The organism is Flavobacterium beibuense F44-8 (assembly GCF_000769915.1).
Taxonomy (GTDB): domain Bacteria; phylum Bacteroidota; class Bacteroidia; order Flavobacteriales; family Flavobacteriaceae; genus Flavobacterium; species Flavobacterium beibuense.
On record NZ_JRLV01000004.1, the window covers coordinates 236,251 to 253,245 of the forward strand.

Sequence of the window (16,995 nt, forward strand, 5' to 3'; positions counted from 1 at the left end):
AAATTAGGAGCTTTTTTATTTATAATGCTTCAACAGCTTTTTTAATCCTGTTCACAGTGTCTTCTTTTCCAATTAATGCCATTATATCAAACAAATGAGGCCCTTTTAATGAGCCTACAAGGCTTAAACGAAGCGGTTGCATAACTTTACCCATTCCTACTTCTTTTTCGTTTATCCAGGCTTTTATAACCGTTTCTAAGTTTTGTGAAGAGAAATCCATAGTATTGTTAATAACATCGCTTAAATCGCTTAAAAGTGCTCCTGTATCTTCTTTCCAGTTTTTTTTGGCTTTCTCATCATATTCTGTTGGGGAAATAAAGAAAAAGTCACTTAAATCCCATAACTCACTTGTGAAAGTAGCACGTTCTTTAACCAGTCCAACAACCTGTTCTACATAATCAACAGGTTTGTTTATACCTTTTTCAAGTAATGTATGGTTAAATTGAGAAGCCAGTGTACTATTATCCTGTCTAATGAAATACTGGTGGTTAAACCATTTGTTTTTCTCAGGGTCAAACTTAGCACCAGCTTTATGTACTCTTTCTAAATCGAAAGACTGTATCAGTTCTTCCAGTGTGAACAGTTCCTGATCATTACCCGGGTTCCATCCTAACAATGACAGGAAGTTAACAACAGCTTCCGGTAAAAATCCTTCTTCTCTGTAACCAGATGATTTACTTCCGTCAGCATTAGTCCATTCAAGCGGAAATACAGGGAATCCCATTTTATCACCATCTCTTTTTGAAAGTTTACCATTACCTACCGGTTTAAGTATTAACGGTAAGTGTGCAAACTCCGGAGCTTCCCAATTAAAGGCTCTGTAAAGTAATGAGTGTAGGGGTAGTGATGGTAACCACTCTTCACCACGTATAACATGGCTGGTTTCCATTAGGTGGTCATCTACTATATTAGCAAGGTGATAGGTAGGCATACCATCGCTTTTAAATAACACTTTATCATCTAAAAGATTGGTTTCAAACTTCACATCACCACGTATAATATCCTTTAGGAATAAAGTTTCTCCTACCGGTATTTTAAAACGGATAACATATTCTTCACCTGCAGCGATTCTTTTTTCTGTTTCCTCTTTACTAATTCTCAAAGAGTTATCCAGTTTATCTCTGTTGGTATGATTGTATATAAATGTTTTTCCTTCTGCTTCTTCCTGTTTTCTTAAAGCATCAAGATCTTCTGCTGTATCAAAAGCATAGTATGCCCAGCCAGTATTAATTAGCTGTTCGGCATATTGCCTGTACATTTCCTTACGTTCGCTTTGGCGGTACGGACCATATTTACCTTCTTTCCCAATACCTTCGTCAAATGGTATACCTAACCAGTTAAGGGCTTCAATTATATATTCTTCTGCTCCCGGTACAAAACGGTTTTGATCGGTATCTTCTATCCTCAGGTAAAAAACACCGTTATTTTTTTTAGCAAATAAGTAATTAAAAAGGGCTGTTCTTACCCCTCCAATGTGTAATGGCCCTGTTGGGCTTGGTGCAAAACGTACACGAACTTGTTTGGACATTGTTAATAAATTTTAGCTGCAAAGATACAATTATGATATTTTCAAAAACACCCAAATAAGCGACATATTTAATTATTACATGTAAATACTTAATTATCAAATGTTAAACTTGAAAAAATGAAATCACAGAAAGTAGGATTATACGTTTAATTATCCGGCAGAAATTGTATTTTTATCAGTTATTAACAATCGACTGTAATTTTGGAAGCAAAAAACATTATTTTCAACAAGCTTGAAGGCTTTATTAAGAAGTACTATACTAACGAGTTAATAAAAGGAAGTATCTTTTTTATAGGGCTGGGGCTGCTGTATTTTATATTCACTTTACTTGTAGAATATTTTTTATGGCTGTCTACCAGTTGGCGAACTATGCTTTTCTGGATGTTTATAGCTGTCGAAATATTTTTGTTATTTCGGTTCATACTCTTTCCTGTTTTCAAATTATTCAAACTACAGAAGGGTATAGATTACAATGAGGCTTCATCTATTATCGGTAATCATTTTTCTGAAGTAAGTGATAAGCTTACCAATTTTCTTCAGTTATCAAAGTCCTCCCATCAGTCAGAATTGTTATTGGCTTCTATAGAACAGAAAGCAAAAAATTTACAGCCTGTACCTTTTGCTAATGCGGTTAATTTTAAAAAGAATTTAAAATACCTGCCTTATGCAGCGATACCGGTTTTATTAATTTTAGTATTTACACTTAGCGGAAATTCTTCCATATTTACACAAAGTTTTGATAGGGTAGTGCATTATGACAAGCATTATACGCCACCTGCACCTTTTGAATTTGTTATTGTAAACAATTCACTTACGGCACAACAGGGAACAGATTTTACTTTAAGGGTTAAAACTGTTGGTAATATAGTACCTGAGAATACTATGATCACTATTGGTGATGAAAATTACTATTTAGAGAATACTGGAACCGGAGTTTTTGAATATACATTTGAAAAACCACTTAAAAATATTGATTTTCAGTTAGTTGCTAATAATGTTAGTTCTCAGGAGTATCAACTGACTGTTGTAGCTGTACCAACGATATCAAATTTTGAAATGCAGCTTAATTTTCCGTCATACCTTCATAAAAAAGCTGAAGTTATTCGTGGAACAGGAAATGCTGTAGTACCGGAAGGAACTAAAGTAACCTGGAAAGTAAGTGCTTTGGCTACCAATAAAATTGAATGGATTGGTAAGAATGAAAGCTTACTTTTTAATACTACTGATAATGTTTTCACATTAAGTAAAAGTATACTGGGTAACATGGATTATCAGATACTAACTTCTAATCATAAGGTTCAGCATCATGAAAAATTACAGTATGCTATTACTACTATTAAAGACCAATACCCAACTATCGAAGTAGGTACAGCCCCCGATAGTTTGAATTTAAAAAATGAAGTGATTCTGGGTCAGGTTTCCGATGATTATGGATTAACAAAATTACAGGTTGTATATTATCCGCAGGGTAATCCAGACAACGCTAAGAAAATGGTATTGCCTGTTAAGAAAGAAACCTTCGACCGATTTTTCTATAGCTTCCCGCAGGGACTTGATGTGAAGCAGGGTGTTAGTTATGAATACTATTTTGAAGTATTTGATAACGATGCAATACACAATTACAAAAGTAGTAAGTCTTCAGTTTTTTCTCACAGAGAATTAACCGATGATGAAAAACAAAATAAGGCTTTACAGGAGCAGAACAGTAACATAAACAGTCTTGAAAAATCAATTAAAAATCAGGATAAGCAGCTTAGTGATCTTGATAAACTTCAAAAACTGAATAAGGAAAAATCTGCCTTAGAATATAAAGACCTTAAAAAGGTTGAAGATTTTATAAACAGACAGAAAATGCTCGAAGAGCAAATGAAAGAATTTTCCAAAAAGCTTAACGATAACCTTGAGGAATTCAACCCGGATAAGAAGGATGAAAATAAAGAGGAACTAATGAAGCGTTTGGAAAAACAGGAGAAAGAGGCCGAGAAAAATGCAAAGCTTTTATCAGAACTTGAGAAGCTAACCGAGAAAATGGAGAAGGAAGAACTGTTTGACAAAATGGAGAAATTCAAACAAACATCTAAAAGCCAGACTAAAAGTTTAGAGCAGCTGGTTGAACTTACCAAGCGTTATTATGTAGAAAAGAAAGCCGAACAAATAGCTGATGAACTTCAAAAACTTGGTGAAAAACAAGAGCAGTTATCAGAAGATAAAGAAAATTCTGCAGAGAAGCAGGAAGAAATTAATAAGGAATTTGATAAGCTTCAGGAAGAAATGCGTGAGCTTGAAAAGGCAAACGACGAACTTAAAAAGCCTATGGATATTCCTACTGATAAAAATGAAGAGGAGAATATAGAAGAAGATATGCAAAAGGCAACCGATGAGTTGCAGCAGGACAATAAGCAGGGAGCTTCACCAAAACAAAAATCGGCAGGTGAGAAAATGAAACAAATGGGTGGGCAAATGATGCAGTCCATGATGAGCGGAGGTATGGATATGTTAGAGGAAGATGTAAAAATGTTACGTCAGATTTTGGATAATCTTTTAGCGTATTCCTTCTCTCAGGAAGATGTAATGAACCAGTTTAAGAATACCAGTTCAGGGTCACCAAGTTTCAGTAAGTACCTTATTAAACAACAGGATTTAAAACAACAGTTCCGTCATGTTGACGACAGCCTTTTTTCTATGTCTTTACGTAACCCTAAAATCACGGAAGAGATTACACAGGAGGTAGGAAATGTTCATTATTACATTGATAAAGCCTTAAATGATTTAGCTGAAAACATAGTACCTCGAGGTGTTTCTAACCAGCAATATGCAGTAACATCTGCTAATAAACTGGCCGATTTTTTAAGTGATCTTTTAAACAACATGCAGATGCAAATGCAAGGTTCTGGTCAGGGGCAGTCCAAGCCCGGTAAAGGTCAGGGGCAGGGTGGTATGCAACTTAAAGATATTATCCAGAAACAGCAGGGTCTTTCAGAACAGATGAAGAAAGGAATGCAGAAAGGACAGAATGAAGGTGATAAACCCGGCGATAGTAAAAGTGGAAAGAAACCAGGTGAAACGGGAGAGGGTGGAACCAGTGGTGAAGGTGAAGCCGGAGATCTTTTAGAGATTTATAAAGAACAACAACAGTTACGTGAAGCTTTTGAAAAGGCTCTTGAAAAAGAGGGTATGGGAGGTAATGGTCAGCGTGCTCTACAACAAATGAAGGATATTGAAAAGCAACTTTTAAATAAAGGTTTCAAGAACGAAACACTTAATAAAATGCTTAATCTTAAATATGAACTTTTAAAGTTAGATAAAGCTATACAACAACAGGGTGAGGAGAATAAACGTCAGTCGCAAACCAATATTAAAGATTATAAGAACAACTCTACCAATGTACCTGATGAGCTTAAAGAATATTTAAACAGCATAGAGATTTTAAACAGACAAAGTCTACCTTTGCGCCCAAATTATAACCAAAGGGTACAAACCTATTTTAAGAACAATGATTAACTTTAATTACGAAACCGATTTTGAATTAGAAAATGAAACCCTCTATGAGGAATGGGTTTCTAAAATTATAGACTCTGAAGATAAAACAGAAGGAGAAATTAATTACATTTTTTGTGATGATGAATACCTTTTGCAAAAGAATATAGAGTTCCTTAATCACGATACTTTAACGGATATTATTAGTTTTGATTACACTATGGGGAACCTAATTAGTGGTGATATTTTTATTTCTGTTGAAAGGGTGAAAGATAATGCTGCTGATTTTAATGTAGATTTTGTTGAAGAATTAAAACGTGTTATGGCTCATGGTATACTTCACTATTGTGGTTATAAAGATAAAACCGAAGAAGATTCTGCTTTAATGCGATCTAAAGAAAACGAAAAAATAGTGATGTTCTAATTTATATTATACATTACAGGTTGTTGTTAATTCTGATGTTTATAGCTGTACATTACCAAATAATAGTCTAATTTTGTACCGCATTTTTTTAAATGATGGTGCTATAGTTACTGGAAAAGTGATTCGTTAATGTTTCACGTGGAACAGTAGTTTAAAAATCTTTTTTGTTTTTTTTGTTCCACGTGGAACAAAAAAAACAAAATGGGGGTAAATTTTAAAACGTTCCACGTGGAACGTTTGAGTGAGAAGAAAATTTTTTAGCGTTCCACGTGGAACAAGATAGGAGAAATTAAAATGTTTCAAGAAGTATATGATATAATTGTAGTGGGTGCAGGTCATGCCGGAAGTGAGGCTGCTGCTGCTGCTGCTAATATGGGTTCAAAAACGCTTTTGGTTACAATGAGTTTGCAAAACATTGCCCAAATGTCGTGCAACCCAGCAATGGGTGGTATTGCAAAAGGTCAAATTGTCCGTGAGATTGATGCGTTGGGAGGGTACTCTGGAATTGTGTCTGATAAGACAGCAATCCAGTTCAAAATGCTCAACAAATCAAAAGGGCCTGCTATGTGGAGTCCGAGGGTGCAAAGTGACCGTATGCGTTTTGCTGAAGAGTGGAGATTGATGTTGGAACAAACTCCTAATTTGGATTTCTATCAGGAAATGGTTTCCGGATTACTTATCGAGAATGGTAAAGTAGCCGGTATAAAAACATCTCTTGGAATTGAAATTAAATCAAAGTCGGTGGTCTTGACAAACGGAACTTTTCTGAATGGTTTAATCCATATTGGGGAAAAACAGTTTGGAGGGGGTAGAGCAGGAGAGGGTGCTTCATACGGAATAACTGAAGATTTAGTTAAAGCTGGTTTTGAAGCCGGACGTATGAAAACAGGTACACCACCACGTGTTGATGGTCGTTCTCTTGATTACTCAAAAATGATAGAACAGCCTGGAGATGAAAACCCAGATAAGTTTTCATATTTGGATATAACAAAGCCACTGGTTCATCAACGTTCGTGTCACATGACCTATACGTCAGAATTAGTTCATGATGTACTTCGTGAAGGATTTGACCGTTCACCAATGTTTAATGGTAGAATCAAAAGTTTAGGGCCTCGTTACTGTCCGTCTATTGAAGATAAAATTAACCGATTTGCAGATAAAGACCGTCATCAGCTTTTTGTTGAACCTGAAGGATGGAATACTGTAGAAGTTTATGTAAACGGATTTTCTACTTCATTACCAGAGGATGTTCAGTTTAAAGCACTGCGTTCGGTAGCCGGTTTTGAGAATGTAAAATTCTTCCGTCCGGGTTATGCTATAGAATACGATTATTTTCCGCCTACACAGTTAAAGCATACGCTTGAAACTAAACTGGTGGAAAATTTATATTTTGCCGGACAAATAAACGGTACTACCGGTTATGAGGAAGCAGCTTCACAAGGACTGATGGCTGGTATAAATGCTCACCTGAAAGTACACGATAAAGATCCGTTTATATTAAAACGTAATGAAGCTTACATAGGAGTGCTTATTGATGATTTAATTACTAAAGGTACTGAAGAACCATATAGGATGTTTACCTCGCGTGCTGAGTACAGAACCTTACTTCGTCAGGATAACGCCGATTTTAGGTTAACACCTCTTTCTTATGAAATAGGTTTAGCTAATGAAGACCGACTAAAAAGAATGGAAAGTAAAAGAGAGCAGTCTCATGCTTTCGTAAACTTTTTCAAAGAAACAAGTGTTAAACCCGAAGTAGCTAACCCGATACTTGAAGAAAAAGGATCTTCGTTAATGAGTCAGCCTGATAAAATGTTTAAAGTGTTTTCAAGACCGCAAATTGAGCTTGATGATATTCTAAGATTCGAAAAAGTTCAGGAATACATTAACGAACATAATTTAGATAAAGAAGTTGTTGAGCAGGCCGAAATTCAGGTTAAGTATTCCGGTTACATTGAAAAGGAAAAAAACAATGCTGATAAGCTTAATCGTTTAGAGGATGTAAAAATTCCTCAAAATTTTGATTACGATAAAATTAAATCACTTTCTTACGAAGGAAGAGAAAAAATGAAAAAAATAAGACCCGTAACTATTTCTCAGGCTTCCCGCATTAGCGGTGTGTCGCCTAGTGATGTTTCGGTGCTTTTAATTCATATGGGAAGATAATATGAATAAACTAACAATGTTTCACGTGGAACGTAATATAAAAACCCTTTTTCAAAGAGGGTTTTTTCTGTTTTTGCTGGTTGGGGTTTTACAATCGTGTGTTTCGCCAAGACAGGCTGTAGATGTGTCTGAATATATTTTACTGGAGAACGGAAAACAGATTTACGGTAAAGAGGAAGGGCTTACTGCTTTTGTTTTTCAAAACAACCCAACAAAAATGACTTTTGCACAATTTTTAGGCAATAAGTATAATTTAATGAAGTTTACTGATATTGAATATTGGGTTACTTTAGAAGGAATGAAGTTTAAGGTGTTTTTTTATGAAAACGATGAACTGAACAAATATTTTGACACGACTGATTTTGTGGCTTCAAATGCAGTACCTGATTCATCAGTAGTGGGGTCTAAAGTAAAATTCCTGGCAATTTCTGTGGTAAATGAATATAATGAAGATTGCCTTGCTACTTCTTCATTGTTTAAAAATATTGTGATTGATTATCTAAAAGACTTAAAGGACGAATACAATAATTTATAATGAATTTTTCAGAAAATAACGTTTATATTACCGTAAAAGATCATTCGGTTTCGGGAGAAGAGTTTCAGTTATTACTCGATACTGATTTGGGATTATTAAAAACTCATCCGCAACCCGCACCCGAAAATTTAGGAAGCTATTACGAAAGTGATGATTACATTTCGCATACTGACGGTAAACGTTCGCTTTTTGAAAAATTATACCATGTTGTAAAACAAAAAGCATTAAGAGATAAATTATCTATCATAAAAAAATACCATCCTGAAAAAGGTAAACTTCTGGACATTGGTGCAGGGACGGGAGATTTCCTGGTAACAGCAAAAAATGACGGTTGGGATAGTTTTGGTATAGAACCAAGCGAAAAAGCAAAAAAAATTGCAGTTTCAAAAGGAATTTCATTCAAAAATGATATAAACGAACTTGAAAATAGCTCTTTTGATGTGGTCACTATGTGGCATGTTTTAGAACATGTTCCTGATATTCAGCAACATATAGCCGAATTAAAGCGAATTTTAAAGCCAAACGGACTCATAATCATAGCGGTACCCAATTATAACAGTTATGATGCTAAGCACTATGGAAAGTTTTGGGCTGCTTATGATGTGCCAAGACACCTTTGGCATTTTTCTAAAAATTCGATTAAGCTGCTTTTTTCAAAACAGGGTATGGATTTAATAAAAATCCTGCCAATGAAATTTGACAGTTTTTATGTGAGTCTTCTTTCTGAAAAATACAAAACCGGAAAAATGAATTTTGTGAAAGGATTTTTAACCGGATTACGCTCAAATTTAAAAGCAGCCGGAAATATGGAGTATTCGTCGCTTATTTATGTTATAGAACACGGTAAAAATTAAATAAAACTTCATAAATAAACGTTTGCCGTCTGTAATAAGGAAATACCCTGACGTTTTTAAAAACACTCTTAAAAACGATTTATGAAGCCCGAATTTGATTTACATTGTTTATAGCATAGATTTGTTTTCATAAAATTTATTTATGGTTAATTTTTTTCCGTAAATTTTAATAAAAACTTGTTTTTGCATCTTTGATGCGAATTATTACTTTTACCGAAATTTTTTTAAAAATCGAAAAACGCAAATGAAAAAATCTTTATTGATACTTGGTCTTGCCGTTACACTTTTTTCATGTAACAAAAATGAAGGTGGTGCAACTGAATTCAAAACGGCTTATGTTGACACGCAAAAGTTAATGGACGATTCTGAAGCTTTAAAGGATCTTAACTCAAGAAGCAACGTTAAAGGTGAAGAACTTAAAAGGGAACTTAACGATGAGTACCAAAAGTTAAGACTTGATTATGCAAAAGCTCAGGATGAAGCACCAAGAAGAGGAGCGCAATGGGTTCAGGCTAAAGCTCAGGAATTCCAGGAAAGAGAACAAAAACTTTCTATGATGCAGGATGGTATGATGAGACAGCTTCAGGAAGAGTTTGCTCCGCAAAGAGACAGTATTGTTGAAGAGATGCGTGCATACATCAAAGATTACGGTAAGAAAAACGGTTACGATTATATTTATGGTACCGGTGATTCTGCCAATGTGCTTTATGCTAAAGACAGCTATGAGATTACCGAAGAAATCATTACTGCAGTAAACGCTAAATTTAAAGGTGAGAATCCTGACGCTGTAAAAACAGAAGAGAAAGCTACTGAAGTGAAAGCAGAAACTACTGAAAAAGAAGAAGCTGCAAAATAATTTCAGTCTTATAATATTAAATTAAGCTCCCAAAAGGGAGCTTTTTTGTTGCCATAAATTTTTATACTTAATTTCGGGATTTCAATAATTATACGCCTCATGCAAAGTTTATCTACAGCTGCCGAATATACCTTACGTTTTATAAATCAAACAAATAGATCTATTTTTCTTACTGGTAAAGCCGGTACAGGAAAGACTACTTTGCTTAAGGAAATTATTCGTACCACGCATAAAAATGTAGTTGTGGTAGCCCCTACGGGTATTGCGGCGCTTAATGCAGGTGGTGTAACCATACACTCCATGTTCCAGTTGCCTTTTGCAGGTTTTATCCCCGATAATGTAACACCACAGGTGACTGATACTGTACGCTTTGAAAATAAAGACAGTCTGCGCAGGCATTTCAAAATGAGAGGGGATAAACAGGCAGTAATCAAAAACATGGAACTGCTTGTTATTGACGAGGTGAGTATGTTGCGAGCCGACTTGCTTGATGCTATGGATTTTATGTTACGAAATGTACGCCATAAGGATATTCCGTTTGGGGGTGTTCAGGTGTTGTTTATTGGCGACCTGTTACAGCTACCTCCGGTTGTAAAAAATGAAGAGTGGGATGTATTGAGTCAGTATTACAGAGGAAAATATTTCTTTCACTCTCAGGTAGTTAGTAATAATCCACCCCTGTATATAGAGCTTTCTAAAATATACAGGCAAACCGATGATGCCTTTATATCAATACTTAATAATCTGAGGAACAATGTAATAACCCCAAATGATGTAGCGGTTTTAAACAACTATGCCCAACCTGATTTTGATTTGAAAAAAAATCCGGGGTTTATTACACTTACTACCCATAATGCGAAAGCCGATAATATAAACGCCAAGGCACTGGATGAGCTCGATGAAAAGGAATTTGTTTTCCATCCGGAAATTGTGGGCGATTTCCCAGAGAAAATCTATCCGGTAGAGGAGGAGCTTAAACTGAAAAAGGGGGCTCAGGTAATGTTTATTAAAAACGACCTTTCTCCCGAAAAGAATTATTTCAACGGTAAAATCGGTATAATCAAATCAGTATCAGATGAAGAAATACTGGTACATTTTCCGGAAGAGGATCTTACCATTGAGGCCGACAAGTACGAATGGAAAAACGTAAAATACCACGTAAACGAAAATACCAAAGAAATAGAAGAAGAGGTTTTAGGTACGTTTGTACACTATCCGCTTAAACTGGCTTGGGCTATAACGGTACATAAAAGCCAGGGATTGACTTTTGATAAAGCAGCGCTCGATGTATCGGGCGTTTTCCTGCCGGGACAAGCCTATGTAGCGCTTTCGCGTTTGCGTTCGTTAAATGGGCTTATTTTGCTTTCTCCGCTGCAAATGAATGGTCTTACTAACGACATGGATGTAATGGGCTATGCCTCATCTAAAGTTAAGGAAGAGCAAATGGAACTGTTTTTGCAAAAAGATACGCTTCGTTTTATATTCAATTATTTGAAAAACAGTTTTGACTGGGACGAACTTACTGATGTTTGGCAACGACATAAACTGACTTATCTGCAGGAAGGACCAAGATCACTGAAATCCAAACACAGGGAATGGGCAAACCTATCTGAAGATAAGATAAAAAAAATGCATACTCCGGGGCATAAGTTTATTAGTCAGCTGGCTAAATTGTTTTCCGTGGAACAGCCCGATATGAAGTTTGTACAGGAGAGGGTAGAAGCGGCATACAATTATTTCTTTCCGGCTATGGACAGTCTTGTAACAGGTTTGCTTCAAAAAATGGAAGAGATAAAAAGACTCAGAAAAGCAAAAGGTTTTTATGAGGAACTCTCGGAACTGGAAGAACTTCAAACCTATACGGTTATCAGACTGATGAAAGCTAAAAGACTAATGCTTGCGGTGCTTAATGAGGAAGAGATTATAAAAGAGAATCTTATTACACCCGAAATACACTCGTACCGAATAAAGAAACTGGAAGCCATTCGCAAAAACCTGAAAGATAACCCGGTTACCTTATTACAGGAAGAAACCGAGGAATATGAAATTGATAACTATCCGACAAAAAAGAAACAGCCTAAAAAATCTACGCTTGAGGAGACGTTTGATTTGTGGAAGGAAAAAATGAGTATTGAAGATATTGCCAGAGTGAGGAAACTTACCGAAACTACGGTACTTAGTCATATTGCCGGACTGGTTCAGCGAGGTAAAATTCAAATTGAAGAAGTACTTCCTGAAGATAAGATTGCCGAGCTTGCCAAAGCTTTTGAAGATTTTGATGGTGAATCGCTTACCAACCTTAAAGAAAAACATGGTGAAGCCTTTACCTGGGGTGAGCTACGATTATACAGAGCCAGCCTTAACGATGATGAATAAAAAAGCCCCTCAACAAGGGGCTTTATATTTTTTGTTTGGTTAATTAATATAACCAGTTTAATAACAAAACGGTAGGAATAAAATAGATAACAATAGTCCTTGCACCGTCATAATCTTTGGCAAGACGCTGACCCAATAGCAGTAAAAGCAGCGTAGCGCTCGAAACTATTGCGGCATAACCGGCAAATTCGGTATCATCATTCATAAAAATCTGAATGATTCCAATAACCGAGAAAGCACCTGCAACCACCTCAAGTACAAGTACTAAAAGCAGTGCGGCCGGAACCTGGTTTTTAATTATAGTTTGTGAAAAATGACCTTTAAGCCATTCTACATTTCCTTTCCAGTCGGCAACTTTATCGTAGCCTGATTGGATAAAAGTTATGGCTAAAAAAATCAGGATAATAATGATAGCTGGTGTCATAATCTTTACTTTTTATGAATTAATCGCGTTAGTTTTATGGAAAGGTCGGTTAATATAATCTTGGCATTACCGTTTCTTTCAATGTGGTAAAGCGCGTCCGACAGTTCTTTAAAAATATCATTAATATTATTTCCGTTTACAAACGGAGCAAAATTTTCAAGTTTAAATTTATCGACAGTAGGCTCCATAAAAACCAGTTCTTTTGCTTGATAGTTAAGCAGTAATGCTTGGCGGAACATATCGATACAAAAATGAATAAACTGTTTTTGTGCTTCACGGCCAATACCCGCAATTTGTTCACTCCAGGCAATAAGGTCCTGTATGGCAGCGGCGTTTCCTTTTGCTCTAAAGGCAGCGCGTACCCATTGCACAAACCACTCTTCAAAAGGGAAACCGTTATTGTCTTTGTTTAAAATCTGTAACGCCTTATTGAAATTTCCCTGTGCCTGGTGAGCAATTTTCAGGGCTTCATTATTGTCAAGTCCTTTTTGGGAAATAAGAGCATCGGCAATAGCCTGCTCACTAAGTCCGCCAAAATGTAACACCTGGCAGCGTGAAAGTATGGTTTGCAGTATATCGTCATCACTTTCGGCAATCAGCAGGAATATTGTTTTTTGCGGCGGCTCTTCCAGTAGTTTCAGTAATTTGTTGGCTGTTGCCACGTTCATCCTGTCGGCCATCCATATAATCATCACTTTATAACCGCCTTCGTATGCTTTTAACGAAAGTGATTTTACAATCTCGTGTGCTTCATCTACCCCTATTTGTCCCTGTTTGTTCTGGATATCAATTTTCTTGTACCAGTCAAAAAGCCCGGCATAAGGATTTTCGGAAATAAACTCTCTCCAGTATTTTAAAAAGTTAGCACTAACAGGGTGGCTTTTCACTTCACTGTTGGTAGCAACCGGAAAAACAAAATGTAAATCGGGATGTGAAAAATTCTGGAACTTTAGGTTACAGGCAGCATTACCGCTGTTGTTTTCGCTATTAGTGTTGGAGCACAAAATATACTGGGCATAGGCAATTGCCATGGCCAACTTGCCTGATCCTTCGGGACCTACAAAAAGCTGTGCGTGCGGAATCCTGCCGGAATCGGCACTTTTTGTCAAATGGCTTTTAATATGTTCCTGGCCTAATATATCTGAAAAAAGCATAGGGCAAATATAGAAGAATTTATGGGATGATTGCCATAATAAACTATTACGTTTTAGTGGTTAATCTCCTAACTGTAAAGCAATGAGACATATATGTTAAATAATGGGGAGCCCCTTATTTTATTATAATTTTTTTAACGGAAAAAACTATATTTGCCTTTAATCAAATTTAAACAACTTAAAATACAGTATGAAGACCCTTAATGATTTTGACTTTAAAGGCAAGAAAGCAGTTATAAGAGTAGACTTTAACGTACCTCTTGATGAGAATTTTAATGTAACTGATGATACAAGGATTGTAGCTGCGAAGCCCACAATAGATAAAATCTTAAATGACGGGGGAAGTGCCATTTTGATGTCGCACCTTGGAAGACCAAAAGGGAAAGAAGAGAAATATTCCCTTAAGCATATTGTTGCCAAAGTATCTGAAGTACTTGGTGTTACCGTAAAATTTGTTGAAGACTGTGTGGGGGCTGATGTTGAAGCTGCCGCTGCGGCTTTACAGCCGGGTGAAGTATTACTTTTAGAGAACCTGCGTTTTTACAGCGAAGAGGAAGCCGGAGACGAAGGTTTTGCAAAACAACTTGCCAATTTAGGTGATATTTATGTTAATGATGCCTTTGGTACAGCACACCGTGCGCATGCATCTACAACCATAATTGCAAAGTTTTTCCCTGAAAACAAGTGTTTTGGCTCACTTCTTGCTAAAGAAATAGAAAGTCTTAACAAAGTACTGAATGATAGCAAAAAGCCGGTAACGGCTGTTTTAGGAGGATCTAAGGTTTCTTCTAAAATTACTGTTATAGAAAACATACTGGATAAAGTAGACCATATGATAATTGGAGGAGGGATGACATTTACTTTTATCAAAGCACAGGGCGGTAAAATAGGTGATTCTATTTGTGAGGACGATAAACTTGACCTTGCCCTTGATATTCTAGCCAAGGCAAAAGAGAAAAACGTACAGGTACATATTCCTGTAGATGTTATTGCTGCCGATGGATTTAAGAATGATGCAAATACTCAGGTTACTAACGTAACTGAGATACCTGATGGCTGGCAGGGACTTGATGCCGGACCAAAATCACTTGAAAATTTCAGAAAAGTAATATTAGAATCCAAAACCATTTTATGGAATGGCCCACTGGGTGTTTTTGAAATGGAAAACTTTGCTAAAGGTACAATTGCATTAGGTAATTATATTGCCGAAGCTACTGAAAGCGGAGCCTTTTCACTTGTTGGTGGAGGTGACTCTGTTGCGGCTGTTAAGCAGTTTGGGCTTGAGCCTAAAATGAGTTATGTATCTACAGGTGGCGGTGCCATGCTGGAGATGCTTGAAGGTAAAACCCTTCCGGGTATTGCAGCTATTTTAGAATAGCACTGTTAAAATTTATACGAATATTACAAAATTAAAGTTATAGCATGAGTTGTTATTTTTATAACAATTTGTAATATAACGGTTTAACAAGTAAATTATGAGTAAAAGAACATTGTCTCTGCTGTTAGCAGCATTCTCAATCGGGGCTTTTGCACAGGAAAGTGCAGAGGCCGATGTACAACTGAAACCGGTAACCAAAATGTCGTTTTTGGATTCCATTAAATCAGGATTTGTGCGTCATGACGAATTGAGATGTATTGACAGCCTATGGATGAAGGAGTTAACAAACACTGAGTTGTTTGATGACATGCAGGATGATATTGAGATGGTGAATCCTGATGACGATGTGGCTTTTGAGTTATCTACAGAGCTTTTACAGCAAAGGCTTAAGGAACTTGATGCTAAATCGCCGTTTAACATTGAATACAGCAAGGGGCTGGAAAATATTATTAAATCGTACTTAAAAAACAGGCCAAAAAGCTTTTCGCGACTTATGGCTATTTCACAGTACTATTTCCCGATGTTTGAAGAGCACCTGGCAAAATATGATGTGCCTATCGAGATTAAGTACCTGGCTGTAATTGAGTCGGCACTTAATCCGAGGGCAAAATCAAGGGTAGGGGCTACCGGGCTATGGCAATTTATGTATCCTACCGGTAAGCAGTACAACCTTGAGGTAAACTCATATGTTGATGAGCGTTGTGATCCGTTAAAGGCTACCGAGGCGGCTTGCCAGTACCTATCAAGCCTGTACAACATATTTGGCGACTGGGATTTGGTGCTAGCTTCCTATAATGCAGGACCGGGTAACGTAACCAAAGCGATACGCCGTTCTAACGGTCAAAAAAATTACTGGAACATTCGTAAAAACCTGCCAAGGGAAACACAAGGTTATGTACCTGCTTTCTTAGCTACCATGTACATTTATGAATATGGTAAAGAGCACGGTATTACCTCAAACGAAGCTCCGGTAACTTATTTTGAGACAGATACCATTATGGTAAAACGCAAAATGACTTTTAAGCAGGTGGCAGACTTACTTGATGTACCGGTGGCAGAACTGGAATTTCTTAATCCTATATACAAACTGGACGTTATCCCATATGTTGCCGATGAACCTCATTATTTAAGGCTTCCTAAGGACAAGGTTGGGTTATTCACTTCAAACGAAAAAGCAATTTATGCCTATATAGACTATGAAGACCTGAAAAGGGAAAGACCTTATTTTATTGATGAACAGGATAAGGAAGCATTGGCCAGTATAGGTAAAACCACTAAGGTTAGTACTAAATATCACACTGTTCGCAGGGGTGATGTACTTGGGTCCATAGCAAATAAATATGGTGTTTCGGTATCCGATCTTAAAAAATGGAACAGGGTAAAAGGTAACACCATTTACGCCGGACAAAAACTTAAAATACACAAAACCATTATTGTTAACCTGCCTAAGGAAGAAACTGCCGTAGCTGCAAAAACAAGCAAACCTAAAAAGGCAGAAACTAAGCCGGAGGTTAAAAAAGCAGAAGAAACTAAAGCTTCTCCAACTGAAGGAGATGACGAGAAAGTAATGGTTGCTGATGCTGATGAAAAAGTTCAGGAGGCTTTTGAAGCATCTGAAACTAAAGTAGCGGTTAAAGAGATTAAAAAATCTAAAACAGCTTATGAGGAAGCCCGTTTATACATTGTACAAAAAGGGGATTCACTGTTCAGTATTGCAAAAAAACACCCAGGTGTAACAGTAGAAAATCTAAAAGACTGGAATAAGCTTAGCGGCGAACATATTAAGCCTGGAATGAAGCTTAAGGTAAGCAGTATAAATTAAA

At 36.6% G+C, this 16,995-nt stretch carries 12 protein-coding genes; 9 read left to right on the forward strand and 3 right to left on the reverse strand.

The features are described 5' to 3' along the window. Nucleotides 1–19: 19 nt before the first annotated feature. Complete coding sequence (gene gltX / locus Q763_RS04745) at nucleotides 20–1,528, reverse strand: glutamate--tRNA ligase (protein WP_035131727.1); 1,509 nt, start codon at nucleotides 1,526–1,528, stop codon at nucleotides 20–22. A 201-nt stretch (nucleotides 1,529–1,729) separates the two neighbouring features. On the opposite strand from gltX, the gene Q763_RS04750 reads away from it, so the two are divergent. The 7 genes from Q763_RS04750 (at nucleotide 1,730) to Q763_RS04780 (ending at nucleotide 12,216) form a co-directional block, all read left to right on the forward strand. After that, entirely contained in the window at nucleotides 1,730–5,029 is a 3,300-nt protein-coding gene (locus Q763_RS04750; protein ID WP_035131728.1) for a DUF4175 family protein, read from the forward strand. Next, nucleotides 5,022–5,429, forward strand: coding sequence for an rRNA maturation RNase YbeY (gene ybeY, locus Q763_RS04755; RefSeq protein ID WP_035131729.1), 408 nt, complete (start codon nucleotides 5,022–5,024; stop codon nucleotides 5,427–5,429). Before Q763_RS04750 ends, ybeY begins: the two co-directional genes overlap by 8 nt. 294 nt (nucleotides 5,430–5,723) lie before the next feature. Continuing rightward, a complete protein-coding gene (gene mnmG / locus Q763_RS04760) occupies nucleotides 5,724–7,595 on the forward strand; it encodes a tRNA uridine-5-carboxymethylaminomethyl(34) synthesis enzyme MnmG (RefSeq protein WP_035131730.1) in 1,872 nt (623 codons plus the stop codon). A gap of 25 nt (nucleotides 7,596–7,620) precedes the next feature. Beyond that, entirely contained in the window at nucleotides 7,621–8,130 is a 510-nt protein-coding gene (locus Q763_RS04765; protein ID WP_198133437.1) for a hypothetical protein, read from the forward strand. Next, nucleotides 8,130–8,984, forward strand: coding sequence for a class I SAM-dependent methyltransferase (locus tag Q763_RS04770; protein ID WP_035131732.1), 855 nt, complete (start codon nucleotides 8,130–8,132; stop codon nucleotides 8,982–8,984). Before Q763_RS04765 ends, Q763_RS04770 begins: the two co-directional genes overlap by 1 nt. Before the next feature lie 244 nt (nucleotides 8,985–9,228). Further along, the gene (locus tag Q763_RS04775) at nucleotides 9,229–9,840 is read left to right on the forward strand and encodes an OmpH family outer membrane protein (RefSeq protein WP_035131733.1); all 612 of its coding nucleotides are present in this window, start codon (nucleotides 9,229–9,231) and stop codon (nucleotides 9,838–9,840) included. Nucleotides 9,841–9,939: 99 nt separating this feature from the next. Beyond that, nucleotides 9,940–12,216 carry a helix-turn-helix domain-containing protein gene (locus Q763_RS04780; protein ID WP_035131734.1) on the forward strand — a complete coding sequence of 759 codons (2,277 nt, stop codon included), beginning with the start codon at nucleotides 9,940–9,942 and terminating at the stop codon, nucleotides 12,214–12,216. Between the two features lie 43 nt (nucleotides 12,217–12,259). On the opposite strand, the gene Q763_RS04785 is transcribed toward Q763_RS04780, so the two are convergent. Further along, the gene (locus tag Q763_RS04785) at nucleotides 12,260–12,640 is read right to left on the reverse strand and encodes a DoxX family membrane protein (RefSeq protein ID WP_035131735.1); all 381 of its coding nucleotides are present in this window, start codon (nucleotides 12,638–12,640) and stop codon (nucleotides 12,260–12,262) included. A 5-nt stretch (nucleotides 12,641–12,645) separates the two neighbouring features. Then, on the reverse strand, nucleotides 12,646–13,794 hold the full coding sequence (locus tag Q763_RS04790; RefSeq protein WP_035131737.1) for a DNA polymerase III subunit: 1,149 nt from the start codon (nucleotides 13,792–13,794) through the stop codon (nucleotides 12,646–12,648). 190 nt (nucleotides 13,795–13,984) lie between these two features. On the opposite strand from Q763_RS04790, the gene Q763_RS04795 reads away from it, so the two are divergent. Together Q763_RS04795 and Q763_RS04800 are read left to right on the forward strand one after the other, a co-directional pair. After that, nucleotides 13,985–15,172: a phosphoglycerate kinase gene (locus Q763_RS04795; protein WP_035131739.1), complete on the forward strand. Its 1,188-nt coding sequence runs from the start codon at nucleotides 13,985–13,987 to the stop codon at nucleotides 15,170–15,172. A 97-nt stretch (nucleotides 15,173–15,269) separates the two neighbouring features. Further along, on the forward strand, nucleotides 15,270–16,994 hold the full coding sequence (locus Q763_RS04800; protein ID WP_035131741.1) for a lytic transglycosylase domain-containing protein: 1,725 nt from the start codon (nucleotides 15,270–15,272) through the stop codon (nucleotides 16,992–16,994). Nucleotide 16,995: the final 1 nt, after the last annotated feature.